Annotated in this window: 12 protein-coding genes; 6 read left to right on the plus strand and 6 right to left on the minus strand. The window is 58.7% G+C overall.

The window, feature by feature from the left end:
- Positions 1–58: 58 nt before the first annotated feature.
- Both rpoD and dnaG read right to left on the minus strand, forming a co-directional pair.
- The gene (gene rpoD, locus AC5I5B_RS03370) at positions 59–2,113 is read right to left on the minus strand and encodes an RNA polymerase sigma factor RpoD (protein ID WP_060727426.1); all 2,055 of its coding nucleotides are present in this window, start codon (positions 2,111–2,113) and stop codon (positions 59–61) included.
- Positions 2,114–2,506: 393 nt separating this feature from the next.
- Complete coding sequence (gene dnaG / locus AC5I5B_RS03375) at positions 2,507–4,492, minus strand: DNA primase (protein ID WP_087744632.1); 1,986 nt, start codon at positions 4,490–4,492, stop codon at positions 2,507–2,509.
- 198 nt (positions 4,493–4,690) lie between these two features.
- Between dnaG and AC5I5B_RS03380 the strand changes: the two genes are divergently transcribed.
- Together AC5I5B_RS03380 and AC5I5B_RS03385 are read left to right on the plus strand one after the other, a co-directional pair.
- Entirely contained in the window at positions 4,691–4,984 is a 294-nt protein-coding gene (locus AC5I5B_RS03380) for a BrnT family toxin (protein WP_087744634.1), read from the plus strand.
- Complete coding sequence (locus AC5I5B_RS03385) at positions 4,935–5,267, plus strand: BrnA antitoxin family protein (protein WP_099086038.1); 333 nt, start codon at positions 4,935–4,937, stop codon at positions 5,265–5,267. The genes AC5I5B_RS03380 and AC5I5B_RS03385 overlap by 50 nt, the downstream gene beginning before the upstream one ends.
- A gap of 286 nt (positions 5,268–5,553) precedes the next feature.
- Here AC5I5B_RS03385 and AC5I5B_RS03390 read toward each other — a convergent pair whose 3' ends face one another.
- Positions 5,554–6,006 carry a GatB/YqeY domain-containing protein gene (locus AC5I5B_RS03390; RefSeq protein ID WP_004430448.1) on the minus strand — a complete coding sequence of 151 codons (453 nt, stop codon included), beginning with the start codon at positions 6,004–6,006 and terminating at the stop codon, positions 5,554–5,556.
- A gap of 335 nt (positions 6,007–6,341) precedes the next feature.
- Between AC5I5B_RS03390 and carA the strand changes: the two genes are divergently transcribed.
- Complete coding sequence (gene carA, locus AC5I5B_RS03395) at positions 6,342–7,547, plus strand: glutamine-hydrolyzing carbamoyl-phosphate synthase small subunit (protein WP_004430447.1); 1,206 nt, start codon at positions 6,342–6,344, stop codon at positions 7,545–7,547.
- Between the two features lie 38 nt (positions 7,548–7,585).
- Here the strand turns inward: carA and AC5I5B_RS03400 are convergent, their stop codons facing one another.
- The gene (locus tag AC5I5B_RS03400; protein WP_020808732.1) at positions 7,586–8,983 is read right to left on the minus strand and encodes an MATE family efflux transporter; all 1,398 of its coding nucleotides are present in this window, start codon (positions 8,981–8,983) and stop codon (positions 7,586–7,588) included.
- Between the two features lie 328 nt (positions 8,984–9,311).
- Between AC5I5B_RS03400 and mcpU the strand changes: the two genes are divergently transcribed.
- Positions 9,312–11,402, plus strand: a complete 2,091-nt coding sequence (gene mcpU / locus AC5I5B_RS03405; RefSeq protein ID WP_495752368.1) for a methyl-accepting chemotaxis protein McpU — start codon at positions 9,312–9,314, stop codon at positions 11,400–11,402.
- 306 nt (positions 11,403–11,708) lie between these two features.
- Positions 11,709–12,188: a DUF2938 domain-containing protein gene (locus AC5I5B_RS03410; RefSeq protein ID WP_020808734.1), complete on the plus strand. Its 480-nt coding sequence runs from the start codon at positions 11,709–11,711 to the stop codon at positions 12,186–12,188.
- A gap of 30 nt (positions 12,189–12,218) precedes the next feature.
- On the opposite strand, the gene ypfJ is transcribed toward AC5I5B_RS03410, so the two are convergent.
- Positions 12,219–13,151, minus strand: a complete 933-nt coding sequence (gene ypfJ, locus AC5I5B_RS03415) for a KPN_02809 family neutral zinc metallopeptidase (RefSeq protein ID WP_004430442.1) — start codon at positions 13,149–13,151, stop codon at positions 12,219–12,221.
- Positions 13,152–13,249: 98 nt separating this feature from the next.
- Positions 13,250–13,738, minus strand: coding sequence for a DUF2306 domain-containing protein (locus AC5I5B_RS03420; protein WP_060725259.1), 489 nt, complete (start codon positions 13,736–13,738; stop codon positions 13,250–13,252).
- Between the two features lie 92 nt (positions 13,739–13,830).
- Here AC5I5B_RS03420 and AC5I5B_RS03425 point away from each other — a divergent pair, with 92 nt between their 5' ends.
- Positions 13,831–14,652 (plus strand): LytTR family transcriptional regulator DNA-binding domain-containing protein, encoded by an 822-nt coding sequence (locus AC5I5B_RS03425; protein ID WP_162695562.1) that lies wholly within the window; start codon positions 13,831–13,833, stop codon positions 14,650–14,652.
- Positions 14,653–14,802 lie beyond the last annotated feature (150 nt).

The following is a 14,802-nucleotide window of genomic DNA, read 5'->3' on the forward strand; positions in this document are numbered from 1 at the left end:
AAACAAAAAACCCGGCCAGAGGTGACTGACCGGGTTCAATTTTAAAGGAAGCAAAAGCTTAGCTGTCGAGGAAGCTGCGGAGCTTTCTGGAGCGGCTCGGATGCTTCAGCTTGCGCAGCGCCTTCGCTTCGATCTGACGGATACGTTCGCGGGTAACCGAGAACTGCTGGCCGACTTCTTCCAGCGTATGGTCGGTGTTCATGCCAATGCCGAAGCGCATGCGCAGAACACGTTCTTCACGCGGCGTCAGCGAGGCCAATACGCGGGTCGTCGTTTCGCGCAGGTTCGCCTGAATGGCGGCGTCGATCGGCAGCAGCGCATTCTTGTCCTCGATGAAGTCACCGAGATGCGAATCCTCTTCGTCACCCACGGGGGTTTCGAGCGAGATCGGCTCCTTGGCGATCTTCAGAACCTTGCGCACCTTCTCAAGCGGCATGGCCAGCTTCTCGGCCAGTTCCTCCGGGGTCGGCTCGCGGCCGATCTCGTGCAGCATCTGGCGCGAGGTACGAACGATCTTGTTGATCGTCTCGATCATGTGCACCGGAATACGGATGGTGCGCGCCTGGTCCGCGATCGAGCGGGTGATCGCCTGCCTGATCCACCATGTCGCATAGGTCGAGAACTTGTAACCGCGGCGATATTCGAATTTGTCGACCGCCTTCATCAGGCCGATATTGCCTTCCTGAATGAGATCGAGGAACTGAAGACCACGGTTAGTGTATTTCTTCGCAATCGAGATCACGAGACGCAGGTTGGCCTCAACCATCTCCTTCTTGGCGATACGCGCTTCGCGCTCACCCTTCTGCACCATCGAAACGATGCGGCGGAATTCGGCGATGGAAATGCCGGTTTCCGTGGAGAGGTTCTGGATTTCCTGACGGATTTCCCGGATCGTGTTGCTTTCCTCGCGCGCGAATTCCTTCCAGCCGCGGGCGGCCAGATTGGCGATCGACTTCATCCAGTTCGGATCAAGTTCCGCACCGTGATACTGCTCGAGGAAGCTGTCGCGCTTGACGCCGTAGGATTCGGCAAGGCGCAGCAGACGGCCTTCGTTCTGCATCAGGCGCTTGGAAATGTCGTAGAGCTGCTCGACAAGGCTGTCGATACGGTTCTGGTTCAGCGACAGCGACTTGACGGCCGTGATCAGCTGATCCTTCAGTTCCTTGTAACGACGCTCCTGGCCGGAAGACAGCGTACCGGTGCAGGCAAGACGCGCCTCGACCTGCTGATCCTGAAGCTTGCGCAGCTTCTTGTAGGTATCGGCAATGGTGTCGAGCGTTTCCATGACCTGCGGACGCAGTTCGGCTTCCATCGCGGCAAGCGAAAGATTGGACTCGTCGTCGTCCTCTTCTTCCTCTTCCGGCGGAAGGCCATCGCCGCCCACATCAGTCACATCTTCGTCACCGGTCGGCGCACGCAGCTTGCGGGTCTTTTCCTTCTCTTCGGCGGCCTTGCGGTCAGCCTCGATCTTTTCCGGGCTCTGGAACTGGGGAGCCGCCTTGGCTTCCGGACCGGAATAGGTCGTTTCGAGATCGATGATCTCGCGCAGAAGCGTCGTGCCCTCATTCAGTTCGTCGCGCCAGATGATCAGCGCCTGGAACGTCAGCGGGCTTTCGCAAAGGCCCGAAATCATCGTTTCGCGGCCGGCCTCGATACGCTTGGCGATGGCGATTTCGCCCTCGCGCGACAGAAGCTCGACGGAACCCATTTCGCGCAGATACATGCGCACCGGGTCATCGGTACGGTCGGTCGGTTCTTTCTTCTTCGCGGTCGCAAGCGCGGTGCCGCCGGAGGGGGCGAGTTCGCCACCTTCGGACTCTTCGCCATCGGAATCGTTGTCGTCGTCGCTCGCGGTTGCCTCTTCGGCATCCTCGTCCTCGATGACATTGATGCCCATGTCGGACAGCATCGCCATCGTGTCTTCGATCTGCTCGGAAGTCACCTCTTCGGACGGCAGGACGGAATTCAGCTCGTCCATCGTCACATAGCCGCGCTTCTTGGCGGCCTTGATCATTTTCTTGACCGCGTCATCCGAAAGGTCGAGAAGCGGGCCGTCCGTCGCACCGTCGCGTTCGTTTTCTGCTTCTTCGTTTTCTTTGACTTTGGTTGCCATCTATCTCGTCGCTTTCCCTGACGCTAACACCTGTTCCGCCGCATCGCCGTCCGCCCCTTGAGCATCCAGCGGTTTGCCGCGAATCACTGTCAGACACCTAACGGAGTGATCTTTAATTGCCGATTAACCACGGCAGCCTCAGGCAGAATGCAAAGACAGTGCACCCGGAAATGCTTGCTCATGCAATTTCTATCCGCCAAGGCTCATTCCACCTTACTTTTCCTGAAATGGTGATTCCCGCTATTTCCCGCCCCGTCAAGCCTTTGCGGGCGAGACAGACACGGAAATTCTTAAAAAGAGCCGCATTTTGCGGGTTATCACCAAACTATCCCCTATTTAGGACGCTTGCCGCAAAAGGCAACCCCAAACACCTTTCAATTCTGCCGACCATCATCAGCCATGGCCAACAGCCGGCCCCTTCACCCGGCCGGACATGACCCCGAAACCATCGATGATCGCTTCCTGGTTTTCCATGCGGCCGATTTCCAGCTGGACCTCGGCCAGAGCGCGCACCAGAAGTGTGCCGCGCTCATCATCCGTCGCTTCGGCTATTTCCCGCTCCAGCTCGCGTTTCTGCCAGAGCAGGGATTTTGTCCGTTTGTGGAGGGAAAGCGCCTGCACGTAACCTTCACGCGCATCCTCCATCGCCGCCTGTTCAGTCGCGGTCCACAGGCGGGCATTGCGTACCTGCTGGTCCATGGCTTTCAAAAGCACCTCGAACTCGTGCTGCGACAGCCGCTCGATCAGCCCTGCTCGCGAAATCTCCGCAGCACTTTCCGCCGCATAGGTCAGCACCGTCGACCACAGGCGCTGCAGATCGCGGTTCTCGTAATCGATGGCGGCGATCTCGTCATATTCCTCGAGCAGCAGTTCGGGATGGTTGACGATGGTGATGGCGAGAACGCTTTCCCGGAGCGAAGGCTTGGTTTGATAGCCCCTGACAAGGCCCGATTGCGCCAGGCGATCGGAAATGCTGCTGGTTGGTGCTGCCATCGCCCCGCCACGCCCTGGCGCATTGCGCTGGAAGCCACGTCCCGTCGGCTGCGCGCCATTGCGGCGGAAATTGCCGTTCTGTGTCCCGCCCTGCTGAAAACGTGGCTGGAAAAAGCCATTCAGCCTGTCACGCATATCCTGCTGGTAAAACCGCCGCACGGCCTCGTCGCCGATCACGGCAACAATCTGCCGCAGCCGGCTTTCGAGCTGGGCGCGTTTTTCCGGCGTATCAAAGGCGACGCCTGACGTCTCGCGGCTCCAGATCATCGCCGCAAGCGGCTTGGCCTCGGACAATACCCGGTCAAAAGGCGCGCGCCCCTCCAGCCGCACGAGATCGTCCGGATCCTTGCCATCGGGCAAAAGCGCAAAGCTGACGGAGCGATCCGGCTTGATATGCGGCAAAGCGAGATCGGCGGCACGGTTGGCGGCGCGAATGCCGGCACCGTCACCATCAAAGCAGAGGATCGGCTGTGGCGACATTTTCCAGAGGAGATCGAGCTGGCTTTCCGTCAGCGCCGTGCCGAGCGGCGCGACGGCATTTTCGACACCCGCCTGATAAAGCGCGATGACGTCCATATAACCTTCGACGGCAATGACAGAACCGCCTGCCGCCTGCGACGCACGCCGGGCGCGGGCGAAATTGTAGAGAACATTGCCCTTGTGAAAGAGTTCAGTCTCGTTGGAGTTCAGATATTTCGCCACGGCATCCGAAGCCATCGCGCGACCGCCAAAGGCGATCACCTTTTCCCGCGAGGACAGGATCGGGAACATGATGCGATCGCGAAACCGGTCATAGGAGACCGGTACGTTCTCATGCACCACCAGCCCGCAGGCCTCCATCTGTTCCTTCGACACGCCCTTGCTCGCCAGATGCTCTTTCAGCGCATTACGGCTATCCGGCGCATAACCGAGCCGAAAGGTCTCGATGGTGCGCCCGGTCAACCCGCGATCGCGCAGGTAAGCCCGCGCCCGCGCGCCAAGCGCCGTCTGCAGCTGGTCCTGAAAGAACAGCGTCGCCATTTCCATGACGTCCTGAAGCGAGGTCCGCTCGCGCTCGCGCTTTTCCGCCTGCGGATCGGGCTGCGGCATGGAAATGCCGGCCATATCGGCGATCTGCTGCACGGCCTCCGGAAAACTCAGCCCCTCAAGCTCCGTCAAAAAACGGAAATGGTCGCCCGAAACACCACAGCCAAAGCAATGGTAGCGGCCCTTACGGTCCTCGCAGTGAAAGCTCGGGCTTTTCTCGCCATGGAACGGGCAGCAGGCCCAATAATCCCCACGCGACGTGTTGGTCTTCTTCTTGTCCCAGGACACACGTCGGCCGATCACATCGGAGATGTGCACGCGGTCGCGTATCTCATCGAGGAAAGAATTGGAAAAGCGCATGGGTTACCTGTTCGAGGCCAGTCTTTCATATAAGCGCATAACAGCCGCAATACAAAATGGAGAGATAAACAATACCCACTATTCACAGGCGGAATTGACATCGGTGTATATACAGAAGAATATACGAGTGTATATACATACTCGGTGCATGAGTGCCTATGAACTGACATCAGGTGTAGGCAGCGCATGGAAATCGTGATGAAGGATTTCATCTCCTTTGAATGGGATGAAAACAAGCGGCGAAATAACATTCAGAAGCATGGCATCGATTTCGAGGACGCAGTCGAGGCACTGTTCGAGCCTCATATCGAAGTACCTTCTGACCAAAATGGAGAGGTTCGCATACGCGCTATTTGTCCGTTCACGGGGCGCCTTATAGCTGTCGTTTACACGATGCGGGGCGAGACATGTCGGATCATATCGGCGCGCGCGGCGCGAAAAAATGAGCAACAACTCTATTACGCGAACTACCCTGGAAGAAATTCACGCTAAGCGCGCTCGCGGCGAGAAGAGCGCGACCGACTGGGCGCGCGTCGATGCCCTGACCGACGAGGATATCGACCGCGCCACGCGCGACGATCCCGACTGGGCCGGCTTTGAGGATATCGACTGGTCGAAGGCCGAAGTGGTTTTCCCTACTCCCAAACAGTCAATTTCCATTCGCGTCGATCAGGATGTCGTGGATTTCTTCAAGGCCACCGGGAAAGGTTATCAGACCCGCATGAATGCCGTCCTGCGCCACTATGTGCATGAGCAGAAAAAGCGGCAGGGCTAAGCGTGGCAACGCCCTTTGCGCCTGCTTCGGGCAAATTTGTGGCGCCGCAACCTCACCAAAAATTATGTTTTTGTAATTTGAGTGCCACGCAGCCGCGATGTAAAAACATACTTACAGACAGAGCGATGAATTTTCGCAGAAATCTGCCGACGCCCGCAGGCACGTCCCCCGAAAAAACGCCTGCGCTTGAGAGCATTCTGATCCGCCGGAATGCGTTTTCGTCGACAGAAAAAAGGCAGGGCAGCCCACATCTGCCCTGCCTTTACTTTTTTCGGCATTGCCGATTTTACTTCAGCAAGTCCTTGACGACGCCGGAGGCTTTCGCGAAGTCGATCTGGCCCGGATAACGCTCTTTCAGCGCATTCATGCACTTGCCCATGTCGCGCAGACCGGAAGCGCCGGTCTCCGTGATGACGGCCTGGCAGAGTTCGCGCACCTTCTCGGCCGGGATTTCTTCCGGCATGAATTCCTTGATGATGACGATTTCCTCGCGCTCCTGAGCGGCAAGCTCGGGACGGCCGGCACCTTCATAGATGGTGGCGGATTCTTCCCGCTGCTTTACCATCTTGGTCAGGATCTGCATGATATCTTCATCGCTGACGGGGTCCTTGCCCACGCCGCGATTGGCGATATCGCGATCCTTGATGGCCGTCTGGATGAGACGCACGGTCGATGTACGTCGGGCGTCACGAGCCTTCAGTGCATCTTTCAAAGTATTAGCGAACACGTCGCGCAGCATTTTTCTTCTCCTTGGGAAAGCCCGTTCCGCAGCTTCCTGATCGGCAAACTTTCCGCCTTATTTTTCGCAACGACATAAACGAGCAAACACGCTCAAGCAAATCAATTGCATAAGCCCTTGAATCTACGACAGCTTAAATCCGCGTAAATCTTGGACCTGCGGTTGACCGCTTGGGCTGCTTTCGTTATTTTCCGGCACCTGCACGAGATTTTAACGAAGGGTCGGAACGCGAGCTTTATCGCGCGCCCCTTTATGTCACGAAGCCTGCGACAAAAATGGCCCCTTACCCCCTGCCTTTCAAGAGGCGGGGTGCGAAGCGGCAGAAACGGAACGAGATGACCGAGACAGCGCCCTGGACTACCCGCAAACCGACCGCAATGCTTGTTCTTGCCGATGGCACAGTGATCGAGGGAACAGGCATCGGCGCAACCGGCAAGGTTCAGGCCGAAGTCTGCTTCAACACGGCGCTCACGGGTTACGAGGAAATCCTCACCGACCCTTCCTATCTCGGCCAGATCGTCACCTTCACCTTCCCGCATATCGGCAATGTCGGCACCAATGAGGAAGACATTGAAGACCTGACGCCTGCCGCCCGCCGCGGCGCTGTCGGCGTCATCTTCAAGGCCGACATCACCGATCCCTCGAACTTCCGCGCCGCCAAGCATCTGGATGCCTGGCTGAAGGCCCGCGGCGTCATCGGCCTTTGCGGCATCGACACGCGCGCGCTGACGGCATGGATTCGCGAAAACGGCGCGCCGAACGCGGTCATCGCCCATGACCCGAACGGTGTCTTCGACATCGAAGCGCTGAAGGCGGAAGCCAAGGCGTGGAGCGGCCTCGTTGGTCTCGATCTCGCCATCGAAGCGACCTCCGGCCAGTCCTCCACCTGGACTGAAACCCCCTGGGTCTGGAACAAGGGTTACGGCACGCTCGGTGAAGCCGATGCCAAGTATCACGTCGTCTGCGTCGATTTCGGCGTCAAGCGCAACATCCTGCGCCTCTTTGCCGGTTTGGATTGCAAAGTCACCGTCGTTCCAGCCCAGACTTCGGCCGAAGACATCCTGGCGCTGAAGCCGGATGGCGTGTTCCTGTCCAACGGCCCGGGAGACCCGGCCGCGACGGGCGAATATGCCGTGCCTGTTATCCAGAACCTCATCAAAAGCGATCTGCCGATCTTCGGCATCTGCCTTGGTCACCAGATGCTCGGCCTCGCCGTCGGCGCCAAGACCGAAAAGATGCATCAGGGCCACCACGGCGCGAACCATCCGGTCAAGGACTTCACGACAGGCAAGGTGGAAATCGTCTCCATGAACCACGGCTTTGCGGTCGATACCAAGTCGCTGCCCGAAGGCGTCGAAGAGACCCATATCTCGCTGTTCGACGGCACCAATTGCGGCCTGCGCATCGTCGGCAAGCCGGTCTTTTCCGTCCAGCACCATCCGGAAGCATCGCCCGGCCCGCAGGACAGCCATTACCTCTTCCGCCGCTTCGTCAACCTGCTGCGCGAGAACAAGGGTGAGGCAGCGCTCGCCGAGCGCTGATACCTCCGGAGATCAGGAAAGATTATGCGGCCCGCTTTTCAGCGGGCCGTTTGCATTTCACGCTTCACCAGAAGCACGAAGCGAATGGTGAGCAGAACAGCCGCCGTTGAAAGGCCGATCACGAAACCGAACCAGACGCCGCGTCCGCCAAAGCCGAGCGGAAAAGCCATGATCCAGGCAAGCGCCAACCCGATCGGCCAATAGGAAATCAGCGCCAGCATCGCCGGAATGCGCGCATCCTTCAATCCGCGCAGCAGACCTGCCGTCACAGCCTGAATGCCGTCGACCAGCTGGAAGATACCGGCGATCACCACGAGGCTGCTGGCATAGGCAAGCACTTCCGCCGCCTCGGGCAATTTCGCATCCAGGAACCACTTCGCCAGAAATTCCGGCACGGCCGCAAACAGGATGCCACCGCAAATCGCAATACCGCAGGCGATCGCATAAATCATGATGGCGGCGCGGATGAGATTCTTGAAATCGCCCTGACCGCGGGCGATGCCCACCCGCACGGTCGCCGCCTGCGACAGGCCGAGCGGGATCATGAAGGCGATGGAAGCAAGCTGCAGGGCAATGCCATGCGCCGCAAGCTGCACGGTGCCGATTTGCCCCATCAGGATCGAGGCGGCGGCAAACAGCGTCACTTCGGCGAGAATGGTGATGCTGATCGGCAGACCAAGCCGCAGCACTTCAAAAAGCGCGTGCCAGTCCGGCCGCCAGAAGCGCACGAACAGCTCGTATTTCCTCGTTTCCTCGCGCGTCTGCACATAGGCGACGATGAAAATGAAGCTGAAGGCATTGACGATGACGGCAACGACAGCCGCACCATTCATGCCCATCGCCGGCAATCCGAAATGGCCGAATACCAGCATATAGGCCAGCACGCCGTTCATCACGAGCATGATGATGGTGACATAAAGAATGATGCCCGCACGCCCGATGGCGCTGACGAGACTGCGCAGCACGTAAAACAACAGCGCCGGCAGGAGGCCGAACTTGGCGATGGCGAGATAATGCCCAGTCAGCGCCGCAACATTGGGGTTCTGCCCAAGCGAAACGAGAATGCGCTCCGCATTAAAGAAGATCGGCAGGGCAAGCAGCCAGTAGGCAATCGCCACCCACATGCCCATGCGAAGTGAGCGACGGGCCGCCGTCGCATCACCCTGCCCGTAGGCCTGCGCCACCATCGGCACCACGGCGACGGAAAAACCAGAGCCGAAAATGAAGACGACAAAGAAGAACTGCCCGGCCAGCACCATCGCCGCCAGTTTTTCGGCGCCAAGCTGGCCGACGATGATCATGTCAGTGGTGTGGATGCCAAGCTGCGCGAGCTGAGCGCCGATGAGCGGAATTCCCAGCACAAGCGTAGCCTTGAAATGCGAAAACCACGACCCCGATCCGGACGGAACGGTTCCTGCAACAACCGACGAAGACATTGTAATTCACCTGAACCTTGGCCGTTGCCCGCGAATTGCGCAACGGCAGCATGGTGATGAATAAAATATTCCCTTCCTGCACGCAACCTTTGCAGATCGATGATCAAAATTTACGCAAAACGGCAATCTGGCGCGCCGCGGCCGAGCCCGACTGACATAAGACAAATTTAGCTGAATTTTACCATTTCGCTTTACTTATTAGAATATCGCGTAGTTCTTCTAAACCACAAGCTGCATGACGCAGAATATTCCCGCCTTTGAGGCATGTCTTTCCCACCATTTTCCAAGATGAACCGAACGGGTTCACCCGGTTTCAAGGACGTGTAGCTTGCCCAAGAAAACCAATCTCATGACGCGCATTCTCGTTGCGGCGTCGTCACTTGTCGTCGCCGCCTTTGCCGGTTTCTCTTTCTACATCGACAGTCTTCAGCACCGGGTCACGACGGAAGCGGTGGCGGAGAATATCGATTCTTCCGGCAAGCAGGCCGCGCAAAGCATCGCCAACTGGCTGAATGGCCGCATCATGCTGACCGAAACGGTGGCAAAGACGCTCGCCAAGCTGCCTGATGACGAGGCCAAGCTGCGGTTTCTGGAAAACGACGTTCTCACCGCCCAGTTCATGTCGACCTATTTCGGCAATGCCGACACCGGCAGCTTCACCACCTTCCCGAAAACACCACTGCCTGAGGGTTATGATCCTCGCAAACGCCCGTGGTATCTGGATGCGGTGAAAGCCGGTAAGACCGTCCTGACCGAACCCTATAATGATGCATCGACCGGCGGCCTCATCATCACCGCCGCCATTCCCGTTTCCATCGATGGCAAGCTTGGCGGCGTGACGGGCAGTGACTTCTCGCTGGATTCGCTGGTGAAGATGATCAAGTCGGTGGATGCCGGCACGGATGGATACGCTTTCCTCGTCAGCAAGGATGGCAAGATCCTCATCCATCCCGATCCGAAATTCGTCGACAAGCCGCTGGCCGACCTCTTCAAGGTCGACACACCGGCTATTTCCTCCGCCATTTCCCAGACCGAGATCGACGGCAAGGGCAAGATCACCAGCTTCATTCCGGTCGCCGGCCTGCCCTCGGTTGACTGGTATCTCGGTTTCGTCGTCGATTCCGATGTTGCCTACAGCGCAATCGGCCAGTTCCGGTTGGCGGCAACCATCGCCACGATCCTCGCAGCCACGATCATGATCGGACTTCTCGCAACCGTCCTTTCACGCTTCATCGTCCGCCCCGTCACGCAGATGACCTCGGCCATGGAAGGCCTTGCAGCCGGCAATCTCGATGTCGCCATTCCCGGTCAGGAGCGCACCGACCAGATCGGCTCGATGGCGGCAGCGGTTGCCGTGTTCCGGTCGAACGCCATGGAACGTCTGCGCCTCGAAGGCGATGCCGAGCAGAACCGCACGCTTTCCGAACAAGAACGCAGCGACCGCGAGAGACTGGCGGCAAAAGACGCGGCGGACATCCAGTTCGCGGTCGATTCGCTTGCCAAGGGACTGGCTCATCTTTCGAACGGCGATCTCAACTATCGCATCGACACGCCCTTCGTGACCCGCATCGACCGCCTGCGCGACGATTTCAACAATTCCGTCGCCAAGCTGAACGCGGCGCTCAGCACCGTCGGCCAGAATGCCCGCGCCATCGACGCCGGCGCCGGAGAAATCCGCCAGTCGGCGGATGATCTCGCACGGCGCACCGAACAGCAGGCAGCCTCCGTGGAAGAAACGGCGGCGGCGCTTGAGGAAATCACCACGACGGTGAAGGATTCCGCCCACCGTGCGGAAGAAGTCGGCCGTCTGGTCGATCGCGCCCGCAACAATGCCGAACAATCAGGCGTCATCGTGGAAGATGCCGTGCGCGCCATGGAAGGCATTGAAAAGTCATCGTCGGAGATCAGCAACATCATCGGTGTGATCGACGAGATCGCCTTCCAGACCAACCTGCTGGCGCTGAATGCCGGTGTGGAAGCCGCCCGCGCCGGTGAGGCGGGCAAGGGTTTTGCCGTCGTCGCACAGGAAGTGCGCGAGCTTGCCCAGCGCTCCGCCAATGCCGCGAAGGAAATCAAGACGCTGATCAACGCCTCGACATCGCAGGTGCAGTCCGGCGTCGATCTCGTCGGCAATGCCGGCAAGGCGCTGGAAACCATCGTCCGCGAAGTGCAGGAGATCAACCGTCATATCGACGCCATCGTGACCTCGTCGCGCGAGCAGTCGACCGGGCTTCATGAAATCAACACCGCCATCAACACCATCGATCAGGGCACGCAGCAGAATGCCGCGATGGTCGAGGAACAGACGGCGGCAAGTCATGGGCTGGCGTCCGAAGCGGCGGCGCTTAACGATCTACTCGCACAGTTCCAGCTCGCCACGGCCACGCGGCGGCAGGCGGAATATGGGCGTGCTGCTTAAGGAACCGCCTGATCGTTTGGCGGAGGCAAAGCATACAAACGCCGTCACCCCGGACTTGATCCGGGGTCCAGCGCGATCAAGTCCTTGATCGCGAAAGACTCATTCCCCACGGCGCAGACGCGCCGTGGCTGGATGCCGGATCATCCTCGGGCTTGTTCCGGGGACCGGCATGACGGAGGAGAGGTTTCAACCTCTTTCATGGCCGGAGCGATCCGGCCATTTTTATTTGCCGCGCGAACGATACCCGGTTCTCTCTACCGGCCCGATCCGCTAGAGCTTGATCGATCATGATTTGCGGAGGGATCTATGCTGGATTTGATTTGGCGCGGCATTGCCATGGGCATTGGCGGTACCGTGTTTATGGACATATGGGCAATCATACTGCACCGGTTTTTTGGCCAGTCCGCCCCCAACTGGGCGCCGGTCGGCCGCTGGTTCTGGCATGTGCCGAAGGGCAGGATATTTCACGACAGCATCGCCACGGCGGCACCTTACGAGCATGAGCTCGCGCTCGGCTGGATTTCGCATTACGCCGTCGGCATTCTCTATGGCATCATTCTTGCGCTGGTGGTCCCGGCCGCGTGGTTTGCAAACCCGTCCTTCATTGAGCCGTGGATCATCGGCATCATAACGGTGGGCGCGGGCTGGTTCCTGCTGCAGCCGGGTCTCGGCATTGGCTGGGCCGCATCGAAAACGCCGAACCCCACGAAGGTTCGCGTCCTCAACCTCGTGGCCCATACCATCTTCGCCCTCGGCATGTATGCCGTAGCGCTTTTGATGCGTTGAATGAAAAGGGGGCTGAAAAGCCCCCTCTCCTTAGATATTCGCCGAGAACGTATCGCAATCCTCGACACGGCCGCTCTGGAAACCGCGCTTGAACCATTCCGCGCGCTGTGCCGAGGTGCCGTGGTTGAAACTGTCAGGCACAACATAGCCTTGAGTCTGCTTCTGCAGCGTATCGTCGCCAATCTGGTGGGCGGCATTAAGCGCTTCCTCGAGGTCGCCGGTTTCGAGAATGCCCTTCTGTTCGGTAAACTTGCCCCAGATGCCGGCATAACAATCAGCCTGAAGCTCGACTCGCACCGACATCTTGTTCGCGTCCACCTGGCTCATGGACTGGCGGCGGCGGTTGAATTCCGGCAGAACGCCGGTCAGGTTCTGGATGTGGTGGCCCACCTCATGTGCAATCACGTAAGCCTGTGCGAAATCGCCGGCCGCACCGAAACGCTTGTCCAGTTCATTGAAGAAACTGGTGTCGAGATAGACCTTGCGGTCACCCGGGCAATAGAACGGGCCGCTGGCGGCAGAGGCATAACCACAGGCGGATGACACCTGCCCGGAGAACAGAACCAGCGTCGGTTTCTGATAGGTCTCCCCGGCGGACTGGAAGATGCCGCTCCAGGTATCTTCCGTCTCAGCCAGCACGGTGCGCACGAAAGCCGTCGTCTCGTCCGACGATTCGCCCTGCGGGCGTGTGCCGGATTGCTGGGTGCCGGATTGTTGCGTCGTGCCACCGCCGTCCATCGAGATGTCGCCACCCGTAAGCAGCGTCAGCGGGTTGATGCCAAGCACCCAGCTGATCAGCAGGATGACTACAATGCCGCCGATACCGATGCCGCCACCGCGACGCCCGATCGGCACGCGCATTCCGCCACGGGAAAAAGGATCGTTACCGCCTGGCCCCGATCCCGCCGACATGCCACGCCGATCCTCGATATTGTCCGACTGGCGGCGCCCTCTCCATTCCATGCTATTCTCCCGGCGGATACCGCCTTAACAAGCTGCCATATAACGGCACTATAATACATCTTGTTCCGGAAGAAAGCAGAGGCGGCGAACGGAGTCTCTCAAGCGGCTCTGCGTCTTTGTTTCAATACGGTCAGAAACAGGAAGGCAAACACGAGAGCGCCGGCGGAAAGGGCCGCAAAACCGGCTTTGCCATCACCAAAAGCAACCTCATGCATGAGGCGACCGGGAACGAAGGTGAAACCTCCGGCAACAACGATGCCGCCGAGATAAACGCTCTGCATGATGCGCATATGGCGTCTGATATCGCCGCGCCGGGCGAAATAGACCGATTGCAGACAGCCATAGAGGGTGAAGGCCGAGAGCAGATGGATCGGGCTGAAACCGTAAAACACCCTCAATTCATGGATGAAGAACGTCGAAACGGAAGTCGTGACCATCAGCATCACCCAGATCTTGCCGAGCAGCCGGTGGATGGCGGTTCCCTTGCGGCGCAGGAAGATGAAGGCGCCGAGAATGGCTGCGGGCACGACGGTGGCGACATGGAATTGCACGGCGAGCGGTGCGTCTAACAATGGCTGGAATGACATGGTTGCTGTTTCGGCTCGGTTGAAATCACCGGCAATTTCGGCAAAACATGCGCTCAAGAAAAACGGATTGACGCCAACCGCAGGAAAACTTCGTGGATCACCCGTATCTGCAATCCACGCTTCGTGAAATGCACGCCGTCCTGCAATCGCGCAGGCTGTGGCTGACATTTCTCGCCGTGCTGGCGATCTTCATCGTGACCGGGCCTTTCGGCACGAGCGAAACCATGAGTTTCGCCGACCGGTTGCTTTACTGGACAATCATACAGGCCGTCGCCTGGACATTCGCCATATCCTTTTCCATCATCGCCAACAGCACCCTTGCCGGCAGCATCGAAAACATGCTGACGCGCATGATGATCGGTTCGCTGACGGCCACCCTGCCGATCGGGCTCATGCTCACCGTCACGAACCGGGTATTTTCAGGTAAGGAAATGGGTTTCGGCCCCTTTTTAGAAAGCAGCCTGTCGGCCCTGCCTCTCTGTGCCATCTTCTGCCTGCTGAGTTATCTCACCACCGGCCAGTCGCTCGAAACAACGGCCAACGCCGTTACGGACACAGACGATGATACCAAGCGTGAGGTGAAAGGCGTCGCGCCGCTGCTGGAGCGGCTGCCACCGCAAAAGCGCGGAGAATTGCTGCGGCTTTCGGTGCAGGACCATTATACGCAGATCGTCACCACGCGCGGGCGTCAGCTCGTTCTGCTGCGTTTTGCCGATGCTCTGAAAGAGATTGGCGAGACGCAGGGCTTGCAGGTACACCGGTCGCACTGGATCGCCGATGCCGATGTCGTCGCGCTGCGTAAACAGGCGGGCCGTCTGCTTCTCATGACAAGGGACGGTTCGGAAATCCCCGTCAGCCGCTCTTATAATGCAGCGGTGCAGGCCCGTTTTGCGGCCCTTGCCCCAGCCCGTTAAGAGTTTCTGTCGATTCCGGAATTTATGGGGTTCCGTTCTCAAAAACATTTGCCTATAAGCCGCTTCTAGCCTGAAAACTTTGAATTGCGCGCCCCGGCCGGTGATCTTTCACCCTGGCTGGTGTTTTGCGCAACCAAAACGCGGAACGAG

It is taken from the genome of Agrobacterium sp. (genome assembly GCF_059499945.1).

Bases quoted from the DNA above. Each gene is read 5' to 3' on its own strand.
- AC5I5B_RS03410 (WP_020808734.1), top strand. From the start codon at position 11,709: ATGCTGGATTTGATTTGGCGCGGCATTGCCATGGGCATTGGCGGTACC.
- AC5I5B_RS03400 (WP_020808732.1), bottom strand. From the start codon at position 8,983: ATGTCTTCGTCGGTTGTTGCAGGAACCGTTCCGTCCGGATCGGGGTCG.
- carA (WP_004430447.1), top strand. From the start codon at position 6,342: ATGACCGAGACAGCGCCCTGGACTACCCGCAAACCGACCGCAATGCTT.
- AC5I5B_RS03385 (WP_099086038.1), top strand. From the start codon at position 4,935: ATGAGCAACAACTCTATTACGCGAACTACCCTGGAAGAAATTCACGCT.
- AC5I5B_RS03420 (WP_060725259.1), bottom strand. From the start codon at position 13,738: ATGTCATTCCAGCCATTGTTAGACGCACCGCTCGCCGTGCAATTCCAT.
- AC5I5B_RS03390 (WP_004430448.1), bottom strand. From the start codon at position 6,006: ATGCTGCGCGACGTGTTCGCTAATACTTTGAAAGATGCACTGAAGGCT.
- rpoD (WP_060727426.1), bottom strand. From the start codon at position 2,113: ATGGCAACCAAAGTCAAAGAAAACGAAGAAGCAGAAAACGAACGCGAC.
- AC5I5B_RS03380 (WP_087744634.1), top strand. From the start codon at position 4,691: ATGAAGGATTTCATCTCCTTTGAATGGGATGAAAACAAGCGGCGAAAT.
- dnaG (WP_087744632.1), bottom strand. From the start codon at position 4,492: ATGCGCTTTTCCAATTCTTTCCTCGATGAGATACGCGACCGCGTGCAC.
- ypfJ (WP_004430442.1), bottom strand. From the start codon at position 13,151: ATGGAATGGAGAGGGCGCCGCCAGTCGGACAATATCGAGGATCGGCGT.